The sequence below is a fragment of the Pseudomonas sp. BR20 genome, from assembly GCF_050780135.1.
In the GTDB taxonomy this organism is placed as follows: Bacteria; Pseudomonadota; Gammaproteobacteria; order Pseudomonadales; family Pseudomonadaceae; genus Aquipseudomonas.
Window position 1 is genome coordinate 4,174,502 of sequence record NZ_CP172012.1, and the last position, 25,913, is coordinate 4,200,414.

Consider the following 25,913-nt stretch of genomic DNA (forward strand, 5'->3'; position numbering starts at 1 on the left):
ATGACCAGTCTGAAAGCCCACGAATTGTTCACGCCGCCCTGCCAGCTGCAGGACCAGACCGACCTGCCCCGGGTCGGCTTTCGCGGCACACAAAGCGCCGAGTACCTCACGGCGCGCGGCTTCACGTTGCCGGGCGCGCCCAACCAAGCCAGCGCGCAAGCGGACGGCAGTTGGGTGGCGCGCCTGTCGCAGAACGAATACCTGCTACTGGGCAGCCCGCAGGATCAGGGGCAGCGGATTGCCGATGAAGAAGCGCGTTGGGAACTGGACCACAGCGCCAATTACCTGCTGCCGCGCCAGGACAGCCATGCCTGCGTGCTGCTCAGCGGAGGCGTGATTGCGCAGGTGATGGCCAAGCTGTGCGGGGTGGATCTGAGTTTCCCGGCCTTCAAGCCGGGGGCGGTAGCGCAGACGTCGGTGGCGCGGGTCAATGCGATTGTCATCCACACAGGGAGTGTGGAGCTGCCGGCGTTTCATATCCTCTGGGATCGCGCCTCGAAGGAATACTTCGAGGGCGCGTTGCGGGATGCGTTGGAGGAGTTCGGCGGGGTGGCTCAGTCGGTGTAGCCCAACCGCGCCGCCCTGACCTTTTGGGTGTGTTGACGTGTCGCCAGGCAGTAATACAACGGGCACGTCACCACCAATCCCACCAGCCACGACAAGTCCGCGCCTTCCACCAGGTTGGCCCACGGCCCCACATACAGCGAGGTATTGGCAAACGGCAGTTGCACGATGATGCCGATGAAGTACGCCACGATCGCATGCAGGTTGAAACGTCCGTACACCCCGCCATCCGCCTGGAAGATCGAGGCAATGTCATAGACCCCGCGCTTGATGATGTAGAAGTCGATCAGGTTGATTGACGCCCACGGCACCAGCACCAGCAACAGCGCGAGGATCAGGCCGATAAATTGCGAGATGAAGTCCGCCGAGGCGCCCAAGGCGACTACGCAGCAACCGGTGAGGATCACGCCTGAGAGCACCACGCGCACCTTGATGCTCGGGGTCCAGTGACTGGCGAAGGTCTGGATCGAGGTGACGATCGACAGCACCGCACCGTACAGATTCAGGGCGTTGTGGCTGATGATATTGAGCAGGAACAGCACCATCAGGATTGGCCCCAGCCAGCCGGTGGCTTGCTTGACCGCGACCATGGCTTCGGTGCCTTCGGGCGTGGCCAGTGCGGCAACCAGGCCAAAGGCAAAGGACAGGATGGTGCCGAGGGTGGCGCCCAGGTAGGTCGCAATGAACGGCCGGGTGATGCCGATATCCGCCGGCAGGTAGCGCGAGTAGTCGCTGGTGTAGGGCGAAAAGCTGATCTGCCAGATCACCCCCAGCGACACGGTGGCCAACCAGCCCGCCGCGTTGAAGCCGCCTCGGGTCAGGAAATCTGCCGGCAGGTCATGGGCAAAGATGTAGATAAAACCGGCCAGCAACGCGCTGCCCATCACCCAGGTGCCGATGCGGTTGAGGGTATGGATAAAGCGGTAGCCGATCACGCCGATGGCGGTGGCGCTGAGGGCGCCGATCAGGATGCTCGCCGGCACCGGCACCGACGGTGCGATGCCCACGATGGACTTGCCGGCCAGGACGATATTGGAGATGAAAAAGCCGATGTAGATCAGTGCGGCGAAGAACACGATCAGCAGCGCGCCGTAACGGCCGAACTGGCCACGGCTCTGCACCATCTGCGGGATGCCCATGCGCGGGCCCTGGGCCGATGCGAGGGCAATCACGATGCCGCCGAGCAGATGCCCGAGGGCAATCGCCAGCAGCCCCCACGCCAGATTGAGATGGAACACCTGGGCGACCATGGCACCGGTGACGATCGGCAGCGGTGCGATGTTGGTGCTGAACCATAAGGTGAACAGGTCGCGGGCCTTTCCATGGCGCTCTGCGAGGGGGACGTAATCGACCGTGTGATGCTCGATCAGGGGGTCTTGCCGGGACATCTGGGGCATGGAAATGAACTCGCGTTTGTCTGATCTTATAGTTGTTTGACGCCAAACCGGGGGAGCTCTCTGGCCGCCCCTCAGATGAACACCATATTATGGTATTCCAACATTTTCACAAGGCTGATCCGTAGTTTCAGCACGCATCTGATCCGCAAGTGTGCCACAGGGCGCCCTGTTATTTCCTGCCATGGCTCCCGTATTTATTGGCTATAAGACCCAGGATTGACGTTCATCGGGCGACTCAAAAAGCGGTTGCATCGATTGTATTACGGTATACCATCAGACCTACAAACTCATAAGAACCGCTTTACCCGCAGAGGACCGCCCCATGATCGATGCCGCTATCTACAAACAAGTGATGGGTTCGTTTCCGTCCGGGGTCACCGTGATCACCACGCTCGATGACGACGGGCAAATCGTCGGGCTGACCGCCAGTGCCTTCAGCTCACTGTCCATGGACCCGGCCCTGGTGCTGTTCTGCCCCAACTACAGCTCCGACTCGTACCCGGTGTTGATCAAGAACAAACGCTTTGCCATTCATGTGCTTTCCGGTGGGCAGCAAACCGAAGCCTATGCCTTTGCGCGCAAGGGCAAGGACAAGGCCCAGGGCATCGAATGGACGCTCAGTGAGTTGGGCAACCCGATCCTGGCCAATGCCACGGCGGTGATCGAGTGCGAGTTGTGGCGAGAATATGAAGGCGGCGATCACGCGATCATGGTCGGCGCAGTGAAAAACCTGATCGTGCCCCGACAGAACGCCGGGCCACTGGTGTATTGCCACGGCAAGATGGGCGCGTTGCCGATGCCGGCCTGAGCCCCTCCCACAGTTTGATTGCGGGTGTCAGCCCGGTAACCGGTTGAGAGAAAACTTTTGCGTATATTCCGTATTATGGTATACCAACAATCAATCCGCCGAACAGCCATCATCACTGGCATGCTTCACATTGGCGAGAGCACTAAGGGCCCGCAGTCGACAGGCCGATCACAATAGATCCGAGGTAAGCGTCATGAAGTTTTCCCTGTTCGTACACATGGAGCGTTGGGACGAAAGTGTCAGCCACCGCCAGTTGTTCGAAGACTTGACCGAACTGACCCTGATGGCCGAGGCCGGCGGTTTCAGCACCGTATGGATTGGCGAACACCACGCCATGGAATACACCATCTCGCCGAGCCCGATGCCGCTGCTGGCTTACCTCGCGGCCAAGACCACCACCATTCACCTGGGCGCCGGGACCATCATCGCGCCGTTCTGGCACCCGCTGCGGGTGGCGGGCGAATGTGCCTTGCTCGACGTGATCAGCAACGGGCGCATGGAAGTCGGCCTGGCCCGTGGCGCTTACCAGGTCGAATTCGACCGCATGGCCGGCGGCATGCCCGCTTCCAGCGGCGGCCAGGCGCTGCGTGAGATGGTGCCGGTGGTGCGTGCGCTGTGGAAAGGCGACTACGCCCACGACGGCGACATCTGGAAATTCCCCACCTCCACCAGCGTGCCCAAGCCGATCCAGCAGCCCAACCCGCCGATGTGGATCGCCGCCCGCGACCCGGACTCGCACAACTTCGCAGTCGCCAACGGCTGCAACGTGATGGTCACGCCGCTGATGAAGGGCGACGAAGAAGTCCTCGACCTGAAAAACAAATTCCAGGCCGCCCTCGACAACAACCCCGGCGTACCGCGCCCGCAACTGATGGTGCTGCGTCACACCCACGTGCATGCCGCCGATGATCCGGACGGCTGGAAAGTCGGGGCCAAGGCGATCTCGAAGTTCTATCGCACTTTCGATGCCTGGTTCGGCAATAAAGAGGTGCCGGTGAATGGCTTCCTGGCACCGAGCCCGGAAGAAAAATTCGCCGCCCGCCCGGAGTTCGAACTGGACAGCCTGCACAAGACCGCGATGATCGGCACCGCCGAAGAAATCATCCCGCGCATCCGCTACTACCAGGAACTGGGCGTGGATGAGTTCAGCTTCTGGTGCGACAACAGCCTGCCCCATGCCGAGAAGAAGAAGTCGTTGGCGCTGTTTATCGAGCAGGTGGTGCCGGCGTTTCGTTGATCGCTTGCAGGCGTCGCTCCAAACAGGTGCGACGCCTGCCCGCCCGGCATCAACTGAACAGTTCGACACCCAATTGGAACGCGACCCACAGCGCCAGCCCCGTGGCGAAAAGCAGCGCAATATTTTCGAACAGGTTATTGCGGTATTCCTTGCTCAGCAGCGACTTCTGGTTGGACATAATCAGCAAGCCGAGGGAAATTACCGGCAAGCCAATGATGTTCAACGCGCTGACGCCGATGGTCAGCGTGACAAAGTCCGGCATGCCCGGCAGCGACCAGATCAGCGGGGTCACCAGAATGAACAACATGAACCACTTGTGCATCGGGTCATGGTGGAACTCTTTGCCGTAACGCTCACGGCGTCCAGGCCGTACGTGCTGGAAGGCATCGGTGATCAGCATCGGGAAGGCCGTGGTTTTGCCGGAGATGCTGGCAAACAGCGTAGCGAATACACCGATAAAGAAAATGTACCAGCCGATCGGCCCGAAGAAGATTTCGAGCGCCTTGCCCAGGTCGCCCAAGGTCTTCACTTCAATACCGTTGGGCCGCAGGATTTCGGCGCCCACAATCCAGATCGCCAGGTTGATCACAATGCCGACGAACACGGCGAATAGCAGGTCGTTACGCTGGATGCGCTTGTGCTGTGGGCCGACCCAGCCTTTCTGGCGCATGACATAAGGGTGCACGAAGTTGGCAATCGAGCCCGCCACCGCGCCGATCACCGAGACAGCCACCAGCAACGCCCCGTGTACGCCCTCATCCGGCGGAATGCTGAAACCGATAGTCCCTTTGACAATGCCCGCCATATCCGGCCCGGACATCACCGCCAAGGCAATGAACGCCAGGGTCATGATTGCCAGCAGGCCTTTCATCACGCCTTCGATCATCGAATAGATATTGCGCCCCACCAGCAGCCACACCGCCAACACCACCGCCACCGAACACAGCAGCGCGTAGTCGGTCTTGAACAGCATGGCCAGGGCTTCACCCGCACCCTTGATCATGTAGGCATTCATCAAATGCCCCATCAGCAGCGCATACACCAGCAGGAACCAGGCGAAGAACGGGTTCAACTGGGCATAACCCTGAAGGATCGTCATGCCTTGGTTATTGCACAGCTGAAAGCGCGCAATGATGTTGACGATCAGGTACCTGAGCAGCAGAGAAACTGCCAGCACCCACATCATGGCGTAGCCGTAATTGGCGCCGGCAACGGAGGAAGTAATCAAATCGCCAGCACCCAGCCAAGACAGGACGGCGATCACGCCTGGGCCTAATAGCTTGAGTAGTCGTACAACATGGCCGCTTACGGGTGCGGCAGACTTGCCTTCTATCGAAGGGAAATCGGTCATAGGGGGAGTCTCCGTTGTTTTTTTTGTGAGAGCGGAGATAGTCGAACACAGTTGATATGACGTCGTACAACCAATCAGCACGCGTATTTATTAATAAATGTTTCCTGGCGGGCGCCCCCCTTGAGTGCTGATTGCCCGCACAGAAAGAGGATTGGATCGCTGTGCACACGGCAAAATGTACTACCTGGTTACTTATCTTGCTAAAATCGCATCTTTGCCCTCTCTCACTCGAGTCCTTTCGACATGAAACGAGCATCGCGCGCCACTGGCGTCTCTAGATTCTTACTCCTGGGTCTGGGCGTGATCATCGCCCTGCTCGGCCTCGCGCTGGCCGTTGGCGGCGCCAAACTGGTCAGCCTCGGCGGTTCCTGGTACTTCCTGATCGGCGGCGTGGCCATGGCGGTTTCCGGCCTGCTGATTGCCCGGCAAAAGACCGCAGGTGCATGGCTGTTCGCGGCGTTCCTGATCGGCACGGCCATCTGGGCGGTGGCGGATGTGGGCCTGGTGTTCTGGCCGCTGTTCTCGCGGCTGTTCATGTTCGCGGTCATCGGCCTGGTGGTGGCGCTGGTGTATCCGCTGCTGGCGGGCCGACCTGCGCGCGGTGCCTATGGCGTTGCCGCCGTGGTGGCGGTGGGCGTGGCAGTGGCGGCGGGCAATATGTTTGTCGCCCACCCCAGTGTCGCCCCAACCGGTGCAGGCCCAGGCATCACGCCCGTGGCCGCGGCCGACGCGCAGAAGGACTGGGCCCACTACGGCAACACCGAAGGTGGCAGCCGCTTCGCCGCGCTGGACCAGATCAATCGCGACAACATCAACCAGCTCAAAGTGGCCTGGACCTACCACACCGGTGACGTGGCTCTCAGCGACGGCAATGGCGCCGAAGACCAGCTCACGCCCCTGCAGATCGGCAACAAGGTGTTTATCTGCACCCCGCACAACAACCTGATCGCCCTCGACGCCGACACCGGCAAAGAGCTGTGGAAGAACGAAGTCAACGCCAAGTCGGCGGTGTGGCAGCGTTGCCGGGGCATGGCGTATTTCGACGCCACCGCGCCGATTGCCCAACCGAGCCAGCCCAACAGCTCGCCGATCATTGCCGCCAGCGTTCCAGCCGGTGCGCAATGCCAGCGCCGCTTGCTGACCAACACCATCGATGCGCGCCTGATCGCAGTAGATGCCGACACCGGTAAATTCTGCGAAGACTTCGGCACCCACGGCCAGGTGGACCTGAAAGCCGGCCTGGGCAATGTGCCGGACAGCTACTACCAGCTGTCGTCCGCGCCATTGATCGCCGGTACCACCGTGGTGGTCGGTGGTCGCGTGGCCGACAACGTACAAACCGATATGCCCGGCGGCGTGATCCGTGGCTTTGACGTTATCACCGGCCAAATGCGCTGGGCCTTCGACCCGGGCAACCCTGAAGACAAACAAGCACCGGCCGCCGGCAGCACCTATGTGCGCAGCACCCCCAACAGCTGGGCGCCGATGTCCTACGACCCGTTGATGAACACGGTCTTCCTGCCGATGGGCAGCTCGTCCACCGACATCTATGGCGTGGAGCGCACCCCGCTCAACCATAAATACGGCGCTTCGGTATTGGCGCTGGATGCCTCCACCGGTGCTGAAAAGTGGGTGTACCAGACCGTCCACAATGACCTGTGGGACTTCGACCTGCCGATGCAGCCGAGCCTGATCGACTTCACCCCACCGGGCAGCGACAAGGCGGTACCCGCGGTGGTAATCGGCACCAAGGCCGGGCAGATCTACGTGCTCGACCGCGCCACCGGCCAGCCGCTGACCGACGTCAAGGAAGTCCCGGTCAAAGCCGCGAACATCCCCAACGAACCCTACTCGCCAACCCAGCCGAAATCCGTGGGCATGCCGCAGATCGGCGCGCAAACCCTGAGCGAGTCGGACATGTGGGGCGCCACCCCGTACGACCAGTTGCTGTGCCGCATCGACTTCAAGGGCATGCGCTACGACGGCCTGTACACCGCGCCGGGCACCGATAAATCCCTGAGCTTCCCCGGCTCCCTGGGCGGCATGAACTGGGGCAGTATTTCCACCGACCCGGTGCATGGCTTTATCTTCGTCAACGACATGCGCCTGGGCCTGTGGATCCAGATGGTGCCGTCGCAGAACAAGGCCCAGTCTTCGTCCGGTGGCGAAGCGCTGAACACCGGCATGGGCGCGGTCCCGCTCAAGGGCACGCCGTATGCGGTGAACAAAAACCGCTTCCTGTCGGTGGCCGGCATTCCGTGCCAGGCGCCGCCGTTCGGCACCCTCACCGCCATCGATATGAAGACCCAGAAAGTTGCGTGGCAAGTACCGGTTGGCACCGTTGAAGACACCGGCCCGCTGGGCATCCGCATGCACCTGCCGATCAAGATCGGCCTGCCGACCCTCGGCGGCACCCTGTCGACCCAGGGCGGCCTGATCTTTATCGCCGGCACCCAGGATTTCTACCTGCGCGCCTTCAACAGCGGCAACGGTGATGAAATCTGGAAGGCCCGCCTGCCCGTCGGCAGCCAGGGCGGCCCGATGACCTACGTGTCGCCGAAAACCGGCAAGCAGTACATCGTCGTCACCGCCGGCGGTGCGCGCCAGTCCACCGACCGTGGCGACTACGTGATCGCCTACGCCCTGCCATAACCCCTCTGTCCGCGCGGTGCCCCTGCACCGCGCTCCGGCATCGGCAACAAGCCCCCTCCCACATTGCCTGCATTTCAATAGCTGAGCGGCATCGTTAGTGGCATTTGGTCATGGTTTGTAAAGCGCCAGCAAGTCGGGTCGCTTTTAATTGCAGGACGTTTCCTAGACAATCCCTGCCGCCTTGTGCCTGTTGGAATCGCTGGCTAGTCTGCGGTCCGTCACTGCCAAATCAGTGATCGGGTTTAGTCGCCTGACCTTCCAACGCGTGCATGGTCCTCCATGAGTTTTATGGTGGCTGTGCGCAGGGCACCTTCGGGTGCGCCGGTATTTTCGCGTTGGAGCCGGTCGACTAACCTGCGTACAGCCGCCACCCTCGTTTAGTCGCGAAGGGTGTCGGCCCCTCATCCAACGCGAAGGTACACCATGAATAAAGTTATCCCCGATCCACCCCACGACCCCGCCAAAGACCGCGCCGCCTTCAACCGCGCCATCGACCACTACCTACCCACCCAAGGCCTCCACTCGGTCAACGAAGACCTGAGCTTCGAAGACGCCCTGCTTTACACCGCCAGCTTGCTCGACAGCGCTTCCGCCACGGCGCTGGATTGCGGTGACCTGCTACCAAACCCCGAACGGGCGAAGATTCTGGCCGTGTGGCATTTGCTGGAAATTGCCAAGACCACCGTGGATCGCTCCATCGAATGCCTGAAGCCCGCTAAAGCAACTGCCTGAACGCGTTAAAAAGGTGGGAGGGGCGGTGTATGTAAGGCCTTACTCAGGCACGGGCAACGCATACTACGCACCCTGCTGGTACTCCCGCGGCGTACAACCAAACTCGCGACGAAACACCGTGTGCAGGTACTGCGCCGACTTGAAGCCGCACCTGGCGGCAATATCGGCAATCGCCAGTTCGTGGCTTTCCAGGCCCTTGGCGGCGGCGGCGAGTTTGAAGCGCAGGATCTCGTCATGCACGCTGCAGCCGCGCACCTTGCGAAAGTGCGCTTCCAGGGAGGAGCGCGACACGCCGACATAGGCCGCCACCTGCGCGGTCTTGATGCCCTGGCAGGCGTACTGGCGGATAAACAGCAGCGCCTGCATCACGTACGGATTACCCAAGGGTTGATGCAAGCTGGAGGCCTGCACATTGATCGCCTCCGGCGGCACCAGGACCTGCGTGCCCACGCACGGTTTGCCGTGCAGCATCTGGTGCAGCAAGGCGGCGGCCGTGCGCCCCATGGTTTCCGTGCCCTGGATCACCGAACTCAGCGGCACCCGTGTGAGGGTGCGGGTCAGGGGGTCGTTGTCGATGCCGATCAACGCCACTTGTTCCGGCACGGCGATGCCCGCAGTTAGGCAGGCTTGCAGCAATTGCCGGGCGCGGGCGTCGGTGACGGCGATGATGCCGATGGGCTTGGGCAGGCTGTGCAGCCAGGCAATCTGCTGTTCCACCGCGCTGTCCCACAACGGCGCGCTGGTGCCCAGGCCGCGATACACCTCGACGTGCAAACCATCGCGTTGCAGCAGGCGGCGAAAGGCTTTTTCACGCTCCTGGGCCCAGCGATTGGCCTGGGCCTCTGGCAGGCTGAAACAGGCAAATCGCGTCAGCCCGGCCTCGATCAGGTGCTCGTACGCCAGCTTCATCAACCCATAGTTGTCGGTGGCCACGTAGGGAATGCCCTTGGGATAGGCGCGCGCGTCTTCATACGAGCCACCCACCGCCACCACCGGCAACGTGCTGTCGGCCAGCGCTTCGCCGATCAGCGGGTCGTCGAAGTCGGCAATGATACCGTCGCCCTGCCAGCGCTCGATGCCTTTGAGGCGACAGAGGAAGTCCTCTTCCAGGAACAGATCCCAGGACGCGCGGGTGCTGCTCAGGTAATTGCCGATGCCGGCGATGATGCCGCGGTCGTAGATTTTGCTGCCGTTGAACAACAGGGCGATGCGGTGGACGGGCGGTAGGGTTTTCATTGTTTTTGTCCTGAGGCCAGTCACACCAGACTAGCCCCTGCCACTCAAAATCGCACTACACCTTGATGATTTTCATAATCAGCGGGCCAGGAGCCGTTGCTAGTATCCAGACACCGCCAAGAACAATAAGGAAAACGCCATGCCGTACTTCCCCGGTGTCGAGAAGGTTCGCTTCGAAGGCCCCAGCAGCGATGCCCCCCTCGCCTTTCGCCATTACGACGCCAACAAGCTGATCCTCGGCAAACCGATGCGCGAGCACCTGCGCATGGCCGCGTGTTATTGGCACACCTTCGTGTGGCCCGGCGCCGATATGTTTGGCATGGGCACCTTCAAACGCCCGTGGCAGCGCAGCGGCGAGCCGATGGACGTGGCCATCGGCAAGGCTGAGGCGGCCTTCGAGTTTTTCTCCAAGCTGGGCATCGACTACTACAGTTTTCACGACACCGATGTGGCGCCGGAAGGCAGTTCGCTCAAGGAGTACCGCAACCACTTTGCGCAGATGGTCGACCACCTGGAGCGCCATCAGGAACAGACCGGCATCAAGTTGCTGTGGGGCACCGCCAACTGCTTCAGCAACCCACGTTTTGCCGCCGGTGCCGCCAGTAACCCGGACCCGGAGGTGTTTGCCTACGCCGCTGCCCAGGTGTTCAGCGCGATGAACGCCACGCTGCGACTCAAGGGCGCCAACTATGTGCTGTGGGGCGGCCGTGAAGGCTATGAAACCCTGCTCAACACCGACCTCAAGCGCGAGCGCGAACAGCTCGGGCGCTTTATGCGCATGGTGGTGGAGCACAAGCACAAGATCGGCTTCAAGGGCGACCTGCTGATTGAGCCCAAGCCCCAGGAGCCGACCAAGCACCAGTACGATTACGACAGCGCCACGGTGTTCGGCTTTTTGCATGAGTACGGCCTGGAACACGAGATCAAGGTGAATATCGAGGCCAACCACGCCACCCTGGCCGGGCACAGCTTCCATCACGAGATCGCCACGGCCGTGTCCCTGGGCATCTTCGGCAGCATCGACGCCAACCGGGGCGACCCGCAGAACGGCTGGGACACCGACCAATTCCCCAACAGCGTCGAGGAGATGACCCTCGCCACCTATGAAATCCTCAAGGCTGGCGGGTTCAAGAACGGCGGCTATAACTTTGATTCCAAAGTACGGCGTCAGAGCCTGGATGAGGTGGATCTGTTCCACGGGCATGTCGCCGCCATGGATGTACTCGCCCTGGCCCTGGAACGAGCGGCGGCCATGGTGCAGAACGACCAGTTGCAGCAGTTCAAGGACCAGCGTTATGCCGGTTGGCAACAGCCGCTGGGCCAAGCCGTGCTGGCCGGTGAGTTCAGCCTGGAGTCGCTGGCCGAACATGCGTTTGCCCACGAACTGAACCCGCAGGCCGTGAGCGGTCGGCAGGAGATGCTGGAGGGAGTGGTCAACCGGTTTATTTATCGGTGACATTTGCGCGACAAATCTGTGCACGGAGCGTCGAAGGACGCTCTACAGTTCTACCCGCATCACGCTGTGTCTTTCCAACAACAATAAAAGGACGCACCACCATGAAGTCATTCAAACGTACCCTGCTCGCCACCGCCCTGGCCCTGCTCGCACTGCCGGTGATGGCCGATTCCGCCCACCCGAAAATCGGTTTTTCCATCGACGACCTGCGCCTGGAACGCTGGTCCCGTGACCGTGATTACTTCGTCGCCGCTGCGGAAAAACTCGATGCCAAGGTCTTTGTGCAGTCCGCCGATGCCAACGAGCAGAAGCAGATATCGCAGATCGAAAACCTGATCTCCCGGGGCGTCGACGTGATCGTTATCGTGCCATTCAACGCCACTGTGCTGACCAATGCCGTCGCCGAAGCCAAGAAAGCCGGGATCAAGGTGGTGTCCTATGACCGCCTGATTCTCAACGCGGACATCGATGCGTACATCTCCTTCGATAACGAAAAAGTCGGCGAGATGCAGGCCAACGGCGTGCTGCAAGCGGCGCCCAAGGGCAACTATTTCCTGCTCGGCGGCGCGCCCACCGACAACAACGCCAAGGTACTGCGCGAAGGCCAGATGAAGGTGCTGCAACCGGCCATCGACAAGGGCGACATCAAGATTGTCGGCCAGCAGTGGGTCAAGGAATGGAACCCTACCGAAGCCCTGAGCATCGTCGAAAACGCCCTGACCCGAAACAGCAACAAGATCGACGCCATCGTCGCCTCCAACGACGCCACCGCCGGCGGTGCGATCCAGGCCCTGGCCGCGCAGAAGCTGGCGGGCAAGGTGCCGATCTCCGGCCAGGACGCCGACCTCGCCGCCGTCAAGCGCGTGATCGACGGTACCCAGACCATGACCGTGTACAAGCCGCTCAAGCTGATCGCCACCGAAGCCGCCAAGCTCTCGGTGCAACTGGCGCGTAACGAGAAGCCCACCTACAGCTCGCAGTACGACAATGGCAGCAAGAAAGTCGACACCATCCTGCTCACCCCGACCCCGCTGACCAAGGCCAATATCGACCTGTTGGAGAAGGACGGGTTCTATACCAAAGAGCAGATCGGCGGGCAGTGACCGCCATGGCCGACTACCTGCTGCAAATGAACGGCATCGTCAAAACCTTTGGCGGTGTCCACGCGCTGAACGGCATCGACATCAAGGTGCGGCCGGGGGAATGTGTCGGCCTGTGCGGCGAGAACGGAGCCGGTAAATCCACCTTGATGAAGGTGCTGTCGGCGGTCTACCCCCACGGCACCTGGGAGGGCGAAATCCTCTGGGATGGGCAGCCGCTCAGGGCTCAGTCCATCAGCGAGACCGAGGCCGCCGGCATCGTCATCATTCACCAGGAACTGACCCTGGTGCCCGACCTGTCGGTGGCCGAGAACATCTTTATGGGCCACGAGCTGACCCTGCCCGGCGGGCGTATGAACTACCCGGCGATGCTCCACCGCGCCGAAGCGTTGATGCGTGAGCTCAAGGTGCCAGACATGAACGTCGCGCTGCCGGTGTCGCAGTACGGCGGCGGCTACCAGCAACTGGTGGAAATCGCCAAGGCCCTGAACAAACAGGCGCGCCTGCTGATTCTCGACGAGCCCTCCTCGGCCCTGACCCGCTCGGAAATCGAGGTGCTGCTCGACATCATCCGCGGCCTCAAGGCCAAGGGCGTGGCCTGCGTGTACATCTCCCACAAGCTCGATGAAGTCGCGGCCGTGTGCGACACCATTACGGTGATCCGCGATGGCAAGCACATCGCGACCACGGCCATGGCCGACATGGACATCCCGCAGATCATCACGCAGATGGTCGGGCGGGAAATGAGCAACCTCTACCCCACCGAACCCCATGCCATCGGCGAGGTGATTTTCGAAGCGCGCAACGTCACCTGCTATGACGTCGACAACCCCAGGCGCAAGCGCGTCGACGATATTTCCTTCGTGCTCAAGCGCGGCGAAATCCTCGGCATAGCCGGGCTGGTGGGCGCCGGGCGTACGGAGCTGGTGTCGGCGTTGTTCGGCGCCTACCCCGGCCGCTACAGCGCCGAGGTGTGGTTGGACGGCGAGGTGATCGACACGCGCACGCCGCTCAAATCGATCCGCGCCGGGCTGTGCATGGTGCCCGAGGACCGCAAGCGCCAGGGCATCATCCCTGACCTGGGCGTGGGCCAGAACATCACGTTGGCGGTGCTCGACACCTATGCCCACCTGACCCGCATCGACGCCGAGGCCGAACTGGGCAGCATCGACCAGCAGATCGCGCGCATGCACCTCAAGACCGCCAGCCCGTTCCTGCCGATCACCAGCCTGTCCGGTGGCAATCAGCAAAAGGCCGTGCTGGCGAAAATGCTGATGACCAAGCCCAAGGTGCTGATCCTTGACGAGCCCACACGCGGGGTGGATGTGGGCGCCAAGTATGAGATCTACAAACTGATGGGCGCGCTGGCGGCCGAAGGCGTATCGATCATCATGGTTTCCTCGGAATTGGCCGAAGTGCTCGGCGTATCCAACCGCGTGCTGGTGATCGGCGACGGCCAGTTGCGTGGCGATTTCATCAATGAAGGGCTCACCCAGGAACAGGTGCTCGCCGCCGCACTCAGCCAAAATAATAACAATCGGAAAACCGCGTAGATGAATCAGGTCAAACAGCTATTCACGCGCTACAAAATGCTCGCCCTGGTGATCGCCGTGGCGTTTATCTGGCTGTTTTTCAGCTGGCAGACCGAGGGCGGCTTCCTCACCCCGCGCAACCTGTCCAACCTGCTGCGGCAGATGTCGATCACCGGCATCCTGGCGTGCGGCATGGTGCTGGTGATCATCAGCGGCGAGATCGATTTGTCGGTGGGTTCGTTGCTGGGATTATTGGGCGGGCTCGCGGCGATCCTCGATGTGGTCTATCACATCCCGCTGCTGGCCAACCTCAGCCTGGTGGCGTTGTGCGGCCTGATGATCGGCTTGGCCAACGGCTACATGACCGCTTACCTGCGTATCCCGTCGTTTATCGTTGGCCTGGGTGGCATGCTGGCGTTTCGCGGGATTCTGCTGGGTATCACCGGCGGTACCACCATCGCGCCGGTGTCGCCGTCGCTGGTGTATGTAGGCCAGGGGTATTTGCCGCATTCGGTGGGGATTGGCCTTGGGGTTCTGCTGTTTGCCCTGACCCTGTTCCTGACCTGGAAACAACGCCGCAACCGCGCGCTGCATGGCTTGGCGCCACACTCCCTGGTGCGCGATGTGCTGCGCGTGGGGGTGATCGGCGCGGTGCTCGCCGGGTTCGTCACCACCCTCAACAGCTACGACGGCATCCCCGTACCGGTGCTGCTGTTGCTGGTCCTGCTCGGCGTGTTCAGCTACGTCACCAGCCAGACCGTGTTCGGCCGCCGTGTATACGCGGTGGGCAGCAACATGGAAGCCACGCGCCTGTCGGGCATCAACGTGCAGGCGGTAAAACTGTGGATCTTCGGCATCATGGGCGTGATGTGCGCCCTCGCCGGCCTGGTCAACACCGCGCGTCTCGCGGCGGGCTCACCGTCAGCGGGCAACATGGGCGAGCTGGATGCCATCGCTGCGTGCTTTATTGGCGGTACGTCGATGCGCGGCGGCTCGGGCACGGTGTACGGCGCGTTGCTCGGGGCATTGGTGATTACCAGCCTGGATAACGGCATGTCGATGCTGGACGTGGACAGTTACTGGCAGATGATTGTGAAGGGCAGCATTCTGGTGCTGGCGGTGTGGGTGGACGTGAGTACGCGCACGGGGCGGCGCTGACGCCCGCTCTCACTAACACCCCATAACCCTGTGGGAGGGGGCTTGCCCCCTCCCACATTTGACTGCATTCCAAGGTTGGAGCGAGGTGGTCAGTCCTATTCAAACGCCTGGCGATTCTCTGGCGTGATCAACTTGAACGGCACCCAGACCACCGTCGACTCCAGCACCTCGCCGCGTACCAGGCGCAGCGCGGTGTCCACTGCGCCACCGGCCTGGCCGGCGGCATCCTGGAACACGCTGACCGCCATCTTGCCCTCAGCCATCAATTTCAACCCGTCCGGGGTGCCGTCGATGCCGCCGACCCAATAGTCCTTGGCCTGCTTGCCGGCCTTTTCCAGGCCCATGATCGCGCCGATCGCCATTTCATCGTTATTGGCCGCAATGATCGAGAAATCGACGCCCTGCTTGACCCAGTCAATGACAATCGTGGCGGCCTGGCTACGCTCCCAGTTACCGACTTTTTTCTGTACGACTTTCATATCGGGGTATTTGGCGACGACTTTCTCCACGTCCTCGGTGCGCATCAAGGAGGACGCGTTGGCCGGGTCGCCCACCAGAATCACCACGTTGCCCTTGTAACCGGCGCGGCGCGCCAGCTCTTCCATCTGCAAAGTACCCGACTCCAGCTCGTTGGAGCCGACAAACGCGGTCTGCGCAGGCCACTTTTGCGGGTTCGGGTTGCGGTTGACGAAGACCAGCGGGATCTTTGCGTCCGTGGCCAGTTGCATCATCTGCGCCGCACTTTTGCCGTCGACCATCGCGACGATAATCGCATCCACCTTGGCGTTGACCAGGTTGCGGAATTGGCGCATCTGCAAGTCGACGCTGTCCTGACCGTTCTCCATAAAGATGTCGACGTTCATGACGCTGGCCTGTTGCTGCACCCCATTGCGCAGCAGGGTCTGGAAGTTATCGTCGTACTTTGCCATGCCCACACCCAGCAAGGGCGTGGCGGCCTGGACTGGGCCCGGTATGAACAGCGTCGCCCCCAAGGCGAGGATTAACCATGCTTTCATGTTCTGACTCCCGCGGCTCAAACGCTGAAATGATGGAGCAGCTCGCGCTGCACCTTGGCCATGTCCGACAGCTCGTGGCTGCTGATGGCGGACTGCTCGGCGCCATTTGCCGTCTGCTGGGCCGAATCGTTGATCTGGATGACCATCCGACTGGTTTCCTGCACCGTGGCGCTCTGCTCCTCGGTGGCGGCGGCGATCTGGATATTCATGTCGCGGATACTGTCGACCGAATCGCTCATCGACAGCAGCAAGTCGCCCGCGCCCGAGGCCAGGGACACGCACTGGGTGGACTGCGCCTGGCTTTCGTTCATCACGTGCACCACCGAGTGAATCTTTTCCTGCATGAGCCCGATCATGTCCTGGATTTCGCTGGTCGAGGTCTGGGTCCGGCTGGCCAGGGAGCGCACTTCATCGGCCACTACCGCAAAACCGCGTCCCTGCTCGCCGGCACGGGCCGCTTCAATCGCCGCATTCAGGGCGAGCAGGTTGGTCTGTTCGGCAATGGTGCGAATGGCGACAACAATGCCCTCGATATTCTGCCCGTACTTCTGCAACTCATCGGTCACCTGCGTGGCCTTGTTCACCTGGTCGGCCTGCTGGCGGATGTTGACGATGGTCTCGGCCACGCGCGCCTGCACCTTGTGCGTGAGTTCACTCGTGTCGTCCACGGCCTGGCGGGTGTCCTGCGCACGCCGAGCCACCTCTTCGACCGTGCTTTCCATCTGCGTCATGGCCGAGGCTGCCGATTGCAACCGGTCCTTCTGCTCATCCACCACACGGGTGGTCTGCTCGCTGTTCAAGGCGTTGCTGCCCGCGGTAACGGCCAGCGCATCGGCAGAGCTGATCAATTCACGAAAGGTTTTGCGCAGGGCCGTGGTCAGTTCGTTCAGGTAGCCGCCCAACTCACCGAACTCATCTTTGCGGCTGACATCGAAACTGACCCGCATGTCCCCCGCCGTGAGCGTCTTGAGGACTTCACGAAACGCCGCCAGCGGACGCCGCAGGCTGAAGGCGACCCACGTACCAATCGCCACCGCCGCCAGCACCGCCAGCACACACGCGATCAACAGCAAGCTGCGGCTGGTGCCGATGGTGGCATTGGCCGACTGACTGGCCTGGTTGGCGACCTCCAGGGACTGGCTGCCGAACTCGCCAATCCTGTCCAGGGTGGCTTTCAGGGTCGCGTCAACCGCATTGCGTTGCTGCTGCACCTGCGCAGCCAGTTTCGCCTCCACCTGATAAGCCTGGAACAGCCCGTCAGGGGCGGTCAGGTCAGTCAGCAGGCGATTGACCATGACGCCGGCAATCCGCCCGACCCTGGGATCAATCGCCGTCAGGGCCTGGGCCCGGGTGCTGATCACTTCGTCCTGCAGGTTGAGCACGCGCTGTAATTTATCAATGGCGGGCGTGACGGTATGAGCCGCGAAGCCATCGTAGGATTTGTTGACTTCCAACAGCAGCTTTTCCGCTGCGGCCACCTGTTGCGGCTCGCCGACACTGCGGGCAAGGGCAATGTAATCGCGCAGATAGCTGGTCAGCTGTATCGCCTGCGCACTGCTGTAGCCTTGCAGTTGCCGCGTCAGCGCCAGCTGCTGCACGTGTTGCACGTGGGACGTCATCAACGCCTGCGACTGCTCGGCGTAGGCCGCTACCTGTTGGCGCTGCTGCGCCAGGTTCGCGCGCAGCGCCTCATGCTCGCCGGTATAGGCAACGGTGCTGTCGAGCAATTGATTGAACTGGGCGATGCTCTCGGTGAACGGTCGCTTGCCGTCCTCGATCTGCTTGGGGTCGGTGCTGATCTGAATGGCCAGCAACGCCTGGTTGGCGCGCAGGATATGCACGTATAGCTCACTGGCGGCCCGGCTCAAGGGTGCCGACTCGCCGGTGATAATGTTCAAACGACTGCTGATGGACTGCGTGTTCTGATAGCTGATCCCCGCCATGACTAGCAGTAACAGCACCAGCACTGCGAACCCGCCGATCACACGCTGCAATATGGTCATGGCCACCCCTTTTGATTTTTATTCGTTGACCTGAGCGACGACCAGGTGTGCACCTACGCGTTCGGGATCACTCGTGGTGCTAGTGCCTGTATCGGCCAGGTGGGCGGGGACTTGAGCGTTGAAGACGGCCTGAAACGCGATTAAAAATGTGAGAGGGGGCTTGCCCCCGATAGCGGTGGATCAGTCGACATCTACAGTGACTGACACTCCGCCATCGGGGGCAAGCCCCCCCCACATTTGGATCGGTTTATACCTGATGAATCAGGCTGGCGTTTGCACTGCGGTCACTGGCTCAACACCACATCCCGCATCGCCGGAATGTAACCGTAGTCGTAAGCCTCCTGCACAAACGAACGAGCGCCCTTCAACACGATCCTGACCGTCGGCGCCTCGGTGCCGCCGATGCGGTAGTCATCGCCGGTGGTGGGCACGCTGTCGATAAACGACGTCACCAGGCCGTTGGGCATCACGCAGTGGGAATACGTCTGGAACGGCTGCGAAGGCGGGTTGCCCAGTACCAGCCCCGACGCATTCATCAGCGTATAAGGGCCGAACAGGTGATCGCTGACGAACCCATAGACGCCATCCGGCCCCGTCACGCCATCCGCATAGGTGAACTTGTGGCTGATGGTGAACAGGTAGTACTTGTTGTCCTGGAACACATAGTGCGGCCGTTCGGTCTGATCATTCACCCCGACGGCAGTCACCAGCGGCGGCAAAATCTCCCACTCGTCACCGTTGAGGTCTTTGGCAACCGCAATGCCGATACAGCCCACCTGATAACGCGCACCGCCGACATCTTCATGCCCTGGCGGCACCAGGCCTATTTCATTCGGGCCCACTTCGTGAGTTCCGCGCTCGCCGGCCACATTGCCTTCGAACACCATGTACAACTTGCCATCGACGGGATCGATAAAGGGGCTGGGATCGCGAAAGTTCCAGGTCGCATTCTGCGCTTCGGTTTGGTAGTAGGTACCGTCGGCGTCGAACAATGACTTGACCTGAGTAAAGCCTCGCAGCTCGACACCAGTGTCCGAAGTGACAACCTGGCCCCTGACTTTGGCAATCGTGGCACCCGGCGTGACGCAGGTGTAGTACAGGTCGATGTCACCGTTGTTATTCAACAGGATCGGCGTGCCCGCCCATTCACGGGTGGTCGGCGAAACCCCTTCGGCCATGACACGGCCGCCGAAGATCCAGTCCTTGCCGGTGCGCGAGTACCAGTAGCAGATCCGCGCATGACCATGGCGGTCTTCCCAATCACGCTTGATGTCGTAACGGCCATCGGCATTGATGAATTGTGGATCATGGGGGCGACGGTCGGCGGTCAGGGTGAAGATCACCGACCAGCCATTCACCGATACCACCGTGCCATCCAGTTCACGCAATGGCATGGTGTCCCAAATAAAGACCGTGTCGCTCATGACAGGAAAGTCAGGACTCACTAACGGCTGTGTCGTCGTCGGGTCATTCTCATTAACTTTCAGCGCATCGGCCCGTGTCCAGCGAGTGGGTGTGTGATTCGCATGTTTCATGATGATGTCCTTTTGCTAACGCTTAAGTGACAAGCGAAGATTAAATAGCACCTGGCAGCCAGCAACTTAATACTGACTGAAAGAGCAAGAGATAGTTGACCCTGCAAGTGCACACCAAGGTTTAACATGGGCACCCGCTTATCGCAACATGAAGAATTATTTAGATTACAAAGGCCATCACTGTATTTATATCCTTGATATAAAGACAGTGGCACTTGCAATAAATGACAGCTCAGTAAAAAGCTAGCTACTCAACTACCGAATACCAGCGCCGCAGCCTGAGCCCCGGCATTCTTCTGTGTGAAGTCCTTGGCTTGCGCCGCCGTCTTCAAGGTATAGGCGTAGTTAGAACTTGCCGTCCATTGTGCTTTGGGCGACTTTTGGTTGGTGATCGGCGGCACACTGTTTGTATCAGTGAACGTCCCGGTGCCTTTATCATCCAACATGCCTTTGTTTTGGCTGCCTTCGCCAAAATAGTTGCTTTCAGAGAGGATATTGGCATTCTGCGCCAGGGTAAAACCGAGGTGGAAGTTATTGATATAGTTGTTGTAGACATGGAAATAACCGTAACGCATCAAGCCGGGTGCGCGCACTTCCATGTTGTCGAAGCGGTTATGGCACACCGTCAGGCGCGGGTAACCGTTGAACTCCGCCTTATTATCATCCGCCGGATGACCGAAGATCAGGCCGTATTTGTGGTTGCCAAAGAAGCAGTTGCTGATGGTGGCGTAATCGGCCTTTTCACCGATATACAGCAGTTTGTCTTCACTGCCGTCAGTGGTGGACCAGCTGTGCCCGACAAACGAGCAATGGTCAATCCAATACTTGCTGCCGTAGTTCAGGTACACCTGAATATCGTCATTGGCCTTAATGCTCGCCGAATGCTTGAAGATAATATTCTGCAGAATGATGTTCTGCGACTGCGCGGTTGCACGCAGGTGAATATTCTCCAACGTACGGTTCTGGAACGAACCGATCAGGGTCTTGTTGGCGCCCATGTTGACTTTGGTCAGGCTCGACGCCGAGATATTACTGTTGATCACCAATACCCGTGGGGTAGTGTCGCCGATATTGGCCTTGAGTTGATCCAGGCTGGTGATACTGACCACAGGGCCAGACCAGCCGCCGGTCACTTTTGCCGCAAGGGCGAAACCGGTCAAGCCGGTGAGTTTGCTTTCTGGATACGACATGAGTTCCCTCTCTATACATAAAAACGGCTCGGTAGAACGAGCCTGTGCATTAAGTTAATCCATTAACTTGCACACAGTGTTTGGCGTGGCTGATGTTGCCATCCTGGTTGATCAGCGCTTAAACACTGTGTTTATGTACAGTATTCTTCATTCGCCTGGCCGTCAACCCTCAAGTGAAAAACAACCAAAAGTGGGAGGGGGCTTGCCCCCTCCCACTTTTGCCCTACGGTGTTCTTCCAAGCGTTATTTGGACACCGGCATCGCAAACTCCGCGCCCTGCTCGATGCTCTCCGACCAGCGCTGCATGATCGATTTCTGCTTGGTGTAGAAGCGCACCCCCTCAGTGCCGTAGGCATGCATGTCGCCGAACAGGCTCTTCTTCCAGCCACCAAACCCGTGCCACGCCATCGGCACCGGGATCGGCACGTTGATGCCGACCATGCCCACTTCGATACGCCGGGCAAACTCGCGGGCAATGTTGCCGTCGCGGGTAAAGCAGCTGACGCCGTTGCCGAATTCGTGGTCGTTGACCAGCTTCACCGCCTCGGCAAAGTCATTCACGCGCACGCAGGCCAGTACCGGGCCGAAGATTTCTTCGCGGTAGATGCTCATCTCTTTGGTCACGTGGTCGAACAAGGTCGCGCCGAGCCAGAAACCGTTTTCCAGGCCGGCTTCGGTGGGTACATAGTCACGCCCGTCGAGCAGCAGTTGCGCGCCGGCCTGCACGCCTTGTTCGATGTAGCCGCTGATGCGCTCCAGTGCGGCGCGGGACACAATCGGGCCCATCTCGGCCTTGAGGTCGCGGCCGTCGGTGATGCGCAGGTGCTTGGCGCGTTCGGTCAGGGCGGCGATGACTTTGTCACCGACATCGCCAACCAGCACCGCTACGGAAATGGCCATGCAGCGTTCGCCGGCACTGCCGTAGGCGGCCCCCATCAAGGCGTCGACGGTTTTTTCGATATCCGCGTCCGGCATCACCACCATGTGGTTCTTCGCGCCGCCCAGGCCTTGCACACGCTTGCCGTTGCGCGCACCGGTTTCGTAGATGTACTGCGCAATCGGCGTGGAGCCGACGAAGCTCACGGCCTTGACGTCCGGGTGCGCGATCAGCGCGTCCACCGATTCCTTGTCACCCTGCACCACGTTGAACACGCCTTTGGGCAGGCCGGCTTCACGCAGCAGTTCAGCCATGAACAGCGAAGCACTTGGATCGGTCGGGCTTGGCTTGAGGATGAAGGTGTTACCCGCCGCGATGGCGATCGGGTACATCCACATCGGCACCATCACCGGGAAGTTGAACGGCGTGACACCGGCCACGACGCCCAGGGGTTGGCGCATCGTCCAGTTGTCCATGCCACGGGAGACCTGGTCGGAATGCTCGCCCTTGAGCAGGTTGGGGATGCCGCAGGCGAATTCGAGAATGTCGATGCCACGGTCGACTTCGCCCTGGGCGTCGGTGAAGACCTTGCCGTGTTCGGCGACGATGATGCGCGCCAGGTCGTCCTTGCGCTCACGCAGCAGGTGCAGGTATTCGAACAGCACGCGGGCGCGGCGGATGGGCGGAGTGTCGGCCCAACCGGCAAAAGCGGCCTGGGCAGCGGCGACGGCTTCGGACACGGTCTGGCTGCTGGCCAGTGCGACGCGGCCGGTCACTTCGCCGGTGGCCGGGTTGTAGACGTCCTGATAGCGATCATCACGACTGACGCGCTGGTCGTTGATGTAGTGCTCGATTGTTGTAGTCATGGCAGTAGATCCCAGGTGGGTTGCGTTGGGACACACGATAGGCTTTCAGTTTGTTCCAAACCAGAGCAGAATCAAGAACTGATTGTCCTCACAAGCGAACAATAAGCCCATGGAAAAATCCGAGATCGAAGGGCTGTGGACCCACATTCACTGGCTCTCAGTGCTGGAGGAACACGGCACCTACACCGCCGCCGCCGCGCGCCTGGGGGTGAGTAAATCCGCAGTCAGCCAGCGCATTTCCGACCTGGAGAAAGCCACCGGCACACGGCTGGTGACGCGCACCACGCGCAGTGTGCGGTTGACCGATGCGGGGTTGTCGCTGACCCGTGAAGTGCGCGGTGCCTATGAGCAAATCGCGCGCAGCTTCTCGTCGGTGCGCGATTCCGCCGGGGAAATCCGCGGCCTGGTGCGCTTGACCGCCCCCGTGGCATTCGCCCGGCAACAGCTGGTGCCGCACTTGTCGGAATTCCTGCAGCAGTACCCGCAGGTGCGTATCCAGCTGGATGTGTCGGATGCCCTGAGTTCACTGGCGGCCGAGGGCTACGACCTGGCGGTGCGCCATGGCTTCCAGGTGCCGGAAACCCATGTGGCGTGGAAACTGTGCGACACCGGCTCGGTGCTGGTCGCCACCCGCGATTACCTGCAACGCCACGGCGAACCGCGCGAACCCGGCGACCTGTCCGCGCACAACTGCCTGTTCTACCCACGCGGCACCGACCAGCCCGCGTGGACGTTCGAGCGCGGCAACAAAACCGTGGAACGCCTCACCGTGCCCATCGCCGGCAGCTTCGCCACCAACAACAGCGAAGCCCTGCGTGATTCGGCGCTCAACCACTTGGGCATCGCCCTGCTCCCGGACTTCAGTGCCCAGGCGGCGCTGGCCAGCGGCAAGCTGGTACAGGTGCTCAAGGGCTGGACGCTCAAGGGCGCGTTTGCCGATGAGATCTACCTGATCCGGCCGTATTCGCCCCATGTGCCGAAGTCGGTAAGTGCGTTGGTGGGGTATTTGAAGGAGAAGTTATCGACGGGATTTCGCTTCGAGGGCTGAGGTTTTTAGCTTGCCCAACGGAACTAAAAGTCCATAATAGACAAATAAGTTCAGATATCGGAGATATCCATGTCCAGCGCGCCCCATGTCATCAACCAGGCCCAGGCCCGTGAATTGCTCGCTCAAGTGGATGTGCCGCAGATCCTGCGCACGCTGTTCCGCGCCCTGGCCGCCGGGCACGCGGTGCAACCGGCGCAGCAGTTAGTGGAGTTCCCGCACGGCGCCGGCGACTTCATCAATTACCTGGGCGTGCTGGCTGAAGAGGGGGTGTACGGGGTCAAGACCTCGCCGTATATCGTGCGCGCGCAAGGGCCGCGGGTGACGGCCTGGACGCTGTTGATGTCGATGCAAACCGGGGAGCCCCTGTTGCTGTGCGATGCCGCTGAGTTGACCACCGCGCGCACCGCCGCGACCACTGCGCTGGCGGTGGAGGCGCTGGCTCCGCAGGCGGCACGGCGCCTGGCGATTATCGGCAGCGGCAAGGTCGCGCTGGCACATTTGCATTATGTGAAGAGTCTGCGGGACTGGCAGGGCATCAGCCTGTTTTCGCCACGCCTGGCCACTGCCAATACCGACGCCATCAAACGCCTGGATCCACGCTTGAGCATCGCCGACAGTTGCGATGCGGCCGTGGCCGACGCTGATGTGATCCTGCTGTGCACCTCATCGGCCGGCCCGGTGATCGACCCGTCGCGCTTGAGCAAGCCGGCGCTGATCACCTCGATCAGCACCAACGCCCCGCGTGCCCATGAAGTGCCGCCCCAGAGCCTGAACGCCATGCAGGTGTTCTGCGACCATCGCCAGACCACGCCGGGCTCGGCTGGCGAGATGCTGATCGCGGCTGAACAGCACGGCTGGGACAAAAGTGCCATCGTCGGCGACCTGCCCGAACTGCTCAGTGAACAGGTACAGCGCCCGGCCTATGACCGCCACGTATTTTTCCGTTCCATCGGCCTGGGCCTGGAAGACATCGCACTGGCCAACGCCCTCTGGAGACACTTATGAGCCATGCAGACTTCATCATCATCGGCGGCGGCATTGCTGGCGCGTCCACGGGTTTCTGGTTGTCGCCGCATGGCAAGGTGCTGGTGCTGGAGCGTGAATCCCACCCGGCCTATCACTCCACCGGACGTTCGGCGGCGCTCTACACGGCGGCGTATGGCACCCCGCAGGTGCGTGCGTTGACCCAGGCCAGCCGCGCGTTTTTCGATAACCCGCCGCCGGGTTTCTGCGAGCATCCCCTGCTGACGCCGCGCGGCGAAATGACCGTGGACTTCAACGGCGACGCTGCCGAATTGCAGGCCCAGTACCTGAGCGCCAAGGCCACGGTGCCGCAGGTCGAACGGCTTACGGCGGATGAAGCCTGCGCGCGGCTGCCGATCCTGCGCCGGGAAAAAGTCCATGGCGCGCTGTATGACCCGACCGCCAGCGACATCGACACCGACGCCCTGCACCAGGGCTATTTGCGCGGTATCCGACGCAATCAGGGCGAAGTGCGCACCGGCAGCCACGTGCTGGGCTTGAGCCGTGACAGCGCCGGCCTCTGGCACGTAAACACCCAGGACGGGACCTACACCGCGCCCATCATCATCAACGCCGCCGGTGCCTGGGCCGATCATATCGGCGGGCTGGCGGGTGCCGCGTCCATCGGCCTGCAACCCAAGCGGCGCTCGGCGTTTATCTTCGCCGGCCCCGAAGGTGTGGACAGCCATGCCTGGCCGATGCTGGTGGCCCTCGACGAAGCCTTCTACATGAAGCCCGACGCTGGCCTGTTCCTCGGCTCGCCAGCCAATGCCGACCCGGTAGAGCCCCAGGATGTACAGCCCGAAGAGCTGGACATCGCCATGGGCATCTACCAGATCGAAGAAGCCACCACCCTGACCATCCGCCGCCCGACGCGCACCTGGGCCGGCCTGCGCAGTTTTGTGCGCGATGGAGATCTGCTCAGCGGCTTCGACCCACAGGTGCCCGGCCTGTTCTGGGTGGCGGCGCAAGGTGGTTATGGGATCCAGACATCGCCCGCCATGGGCCAGGCCAGTGCAGCGCTGGTGCGCGGTGAAGCGTTGCCGGAGCCACTGACACGGTTCGGCCTCGACGCTGGTATGCTCTCCCTCGCCCGCCTGGAGCCGCATTGATGACCCCCACTGAACCCGAA

General features: G+C 61.2%; 20 protein-coding genes and 1 pseudogene. 12 read left to right on the plus strand and 9 right to left on the minus strand.

The genetic code is table 11. The features are described from left to right. Positions 1-567, plus strand: coding sequence for a sarcosine oxidase subunit gamma (locus ACHPFG_RS19040; protein ID WP_431700133.1), 567 nt, complete (start codon positions 1-3; stop codon positions 565-567). Here ACHPFG_RS19040 and ACHPFG_RS19045 read toward each other — a convergent pair. Continuing rightward, positions 555-1,961, minus strand: a complete 1,407-nt coding sequence (locus tag ACHPFG_RS19045) for a purine-cytosine permease family protein (RefSeq protein WP_431700134.1) — start codon at positions 1,959-1,961, stop codon at positions 555-557. The two genes, ACHPFG_RS19040 and ACHPFG_RS19045, sit on opposite strands and share 13 nt — an antisense overlap. A gap of 322 nt (positions 1,962-2,283) precedes the next feature. On the opposite strand from ACHPFG_RS19045, the gene ACHPFG_RS19050 reads away from it, so the two are divergent. Both ACHPFG_RS19050 and ACHPFG_RS19055 read left to right on the plus strand, forming a co-directional pair. Next, a complete protein-coding gene (locus ACHPFG_RS19050; protein WP_115489020.1) occupies positions 2,284-2,769 on the plus strand; it encodes a flavin reductase family protein in 486 nt (161 codons plus the stop codon). 193 nt (positions 2,770-2,962) lie between these two features. Continuing rightward, complete coding sequence (locus ACHPFG_RS19055; RefSeq protein ID WP_064052580.1) at positions 2,963-4,006, plus strand: LLM class flavin-dependent oxidoreductase; 1,044 nt, start codon at positions 2,963-2,965, stop codon at positions 4,004-4,006. A 49-nt stretch (positions 4,007-4,055) separates the two neighbouring features. Here the strand turns inward: ACHPFG_RS19055 and ACHPFG_RS19060 are convergent, their stop codons facing one another. Further along, positions 4,056-5,357 carry an Nramp family divalent metal transporter gene (locus ACHPFG_RS19060; protein ID WP_074846027.1) on the minus strand — a complete coding sequence of 434 codons (1,302 nt, stop codon included), beginning with the start codon at positions 5,355-5,357 and terminating at the stop codon, positions 4,056-4,058. A 243-nt stretch (positions 5,358-5,600) separates the two neighbouring features. Here ACHPFG_RS19060 and ACHPFG_RS19065 point away from each other — a divergent pair, with 243 nt between their 5' ends. Both ACHPFG_RS19065 and ACHPFG_RS19070 read left to right on the plus strand, forming a co-directional pair. Continuing rightward, the gene (locus ACHPFG_RS19065) at positions 5,601-8,009 is read left to right on the plus strand and encodes a glucose/quinate/shikimate family membrane-bound PQQ-dependent dehydrogenase (protein WP_431700135.1); all 2,409 of its coding nucleotides are present in this window, start codon (positions 5,601-5,603) and stop codon (positions 8,007-8,009) included. A gap of 423 nt (positions 8,010-8,432) precedes the next feature. After that, positions 8,433-8,741 carry a DUF6124 family protein gene (locus ACHPFG_RS19070; protein WP_150676184.1) on the plus strand — a complete coding sequence of 103 codons (309 nt, stop codon included), beginning with the start codon at positions 8,433-8,435 and terminating at the stop codon, positions 8,739-8,741. Between the two features lie 63 nt (positions 8,742-8,804). Here ACHPFG_RS19070 and ACHPFG_RS19075 read toward each other — a convergent pair whose 3' ends face one another. Beyond that, positions 8,805-9,977 carry a XylR family transcriptional regulator gene (locus ACHPFG_RS19075; protein ID WP_431700136.1) on the minus strand — a complete coding sequence of 391 codons (1,173 nt, stop codon included), beginning with the start codon at positions 9,975-9,977 and terminating at the stop codon, positions 8,805-8,807. A 139-nt stretch (positions 9,978-10,116) separates the two neighbouring features. Between ACHPFG_RS19075 and xylA the strand changes: the two genes are divergently transcribed. The 4 genes from xylA (at position 10,117) to ACHPFG_RS19095 (ending at position 15,223) form a co-directional block, all read left to right on the plus strand. Continuing rightward, complete coding sequence (gene xylA, locus ACHPFG_RS19080; protein WP_184746577.1) at positions 10,117-11,433, plus strand: xylose isomerase; 1,317 nt, start codon at positions 10,117-10,119, stop codon at positions 11,431-11,433. Between the two features lie 101 nt (positions 11,434-11,534). Beyond that, the gene (gene xylF / locus ACHPFG_RS19085) at positions 11,535-12,536 is read left to right on the plus strand and encodes a D-xylose ABC transporter substrate-binding protein (protein ID WP_141157367.1); all 1,002 of its coding nucleotides are present in this window, start codon (positions 11,535-11,537) and stop codon (positions 12,534-12,536) included. Positions 12,537-12,541: 5 nt separating this feature from the next. Then, a complete protein-coding gene (xylG, locus tag ACHPFG_RS19090; protein WP_431700137.1) occupies positions 12,542-14,086 on the plus strand; it encodes a D-xylose ABC transporter ATP-binding protein in 1,545 nt (514 codons plus the stop codon). Further along, positions 14,087-15,223 (plus strand): sugar ABC transporter permease, encoded by a 1,137-nt coding sequence (locus ACHPFG_RS19095; protein WP_431700138.1) that lies wholly within the window; start codon positions 14,087-14,089, stop codon positions 15,221-15,223. Positions 15,224-15,318: 95 nt separating this feature from the next. Here ACHPFG_RS19095 and ACHPFG_RS19100 read toward each other — a convergent pair whose 3' ends face one another. The 6 genes and pseudogenes from ACHPFG_RS19100 to ACHPFG_RS19125 form a co-directional block, all read right to left on the minus strand. Next, the gene (locus ACHPFG_RS19100; RefSeq protein ID WP_431700139.1) at positions 15,319-16,239 is read right to left on the minus strand and encodes a substrate-binding domain-containing protein; all 921 of its coding nucleotides are present in this window, start codon (positions 16,237-16,239) and stop codon (positions 15,319-15,321) included. A gap of 17 nt (positions 16,240-16,256) precedes the next feature. Next, a complete protein-coding gene (locus tag ACHPFG_RS19105) occupies positions 16,257-16,970 on the minus strand; it encodes a methyl-accepting chemotaxis protein (RefSeq protein WP_390620716.1) in 714 nt (237 codons plus the stop codon). 144 nt (positions 16,971-17,114) lie between these two features. Then, positions 17,115-18,242: pseudogene (locus ACHPFG_RS19110) on the minus strand (HAMP domain-containing protein); the annotation flags it as partial. 284 nt (positions 18,243-18,526) lie between these two features. Continuing rightward, positions 18,527-19,777 carry a glycoside hydrolase family 68 protein gene (locus tag ACHPFG_RS19115; protein WP_131698804.1) on the minus strand — a complete coding sequence of 417 codons (1,251 nt, stop codon included), beginning with the start codon at positions 19,775-19,777 and terminating at the stop codon, positions 18,527-18,529. 251 nt (positions 19,778-20,028) lie between these two features. After that, positions 20,029-20,967: a pectate lyase gene (locus tag ACHPFG_RS19120; protein ID WP_431700140.1), complete on the minus strand. Its 939-nt coding sequence runs from the start codon at positions 20,965-20,967 to the stop codon at positions 20,029-20,031. A gap of 243 nt (positions 20,968-21,210) precedes the next feature. Beyond that, positions 21,211-22,710, minus strand: coding sequence for a CoA-acylating methylmalonate-semialdehyde dehydrogenase (locus ACHPFG_RS19125; RefSeq protein ID WP_090402496.1), 1,500 nt, complete (start codon positions 22,708-22,710; stop codon positions 21,211-21,213). A 109-nt stretch (positions 22,711-22,819) separates the two neighbouring features. Between ACHPFG_RS19125 and ACHPFG_RS19130 the strand changes: the two genes are divergently transcribed. The 3 genes from ACHPFG_RS19130 (at position 22,820) to ACHPFG_RS19140 (ending at position 25,893) form a co-directional block, all read left to right on the plus strand. Beyond that, positions 22,820-23,758: a LysR family transcriptional regulator gene (locus ACHPFG_RS19130; RefSeq protein WP_431700141.1), complete on the plus strand. Its 939-nt coding sequence runs from the start codon at positions 22,820-22,822 to the stop codon at positions 23,756-23,758. 69 nt (positions 23,759-23,827) lie between these two features. Beyond that, positions 23,828-24,763 carry an ornithine cyclodeaminase family protein gene (locus ACHPFG_RS19135; RefSeq protein ID WP_431700142.1) on the plus strand — a complete coding sequence of 312 codons (936 nt, stop codon included), beginning with the start codon at positions 23,828-23,830 and terminating at the stop codon, positions 24,761-24,763. Then, complete coding sequence (locus tag ACHPFG_RS19140) at positions 24,760-25,893, plus strand: NAD(P)/FAD-dependent oxidoreductase (protein WP_431700143.1); 1,134 nt, start codon at positions 24,760-24,762, stop codon at positions 25,891-25,893. The genes ACHPFG_RS19135 and ACHPFG_RS19140 overlap by 4 nt, the downstream gene beginning before the upstream one ends. Positions 25,894-25,913: the final 20 nt, after the last annotated feature.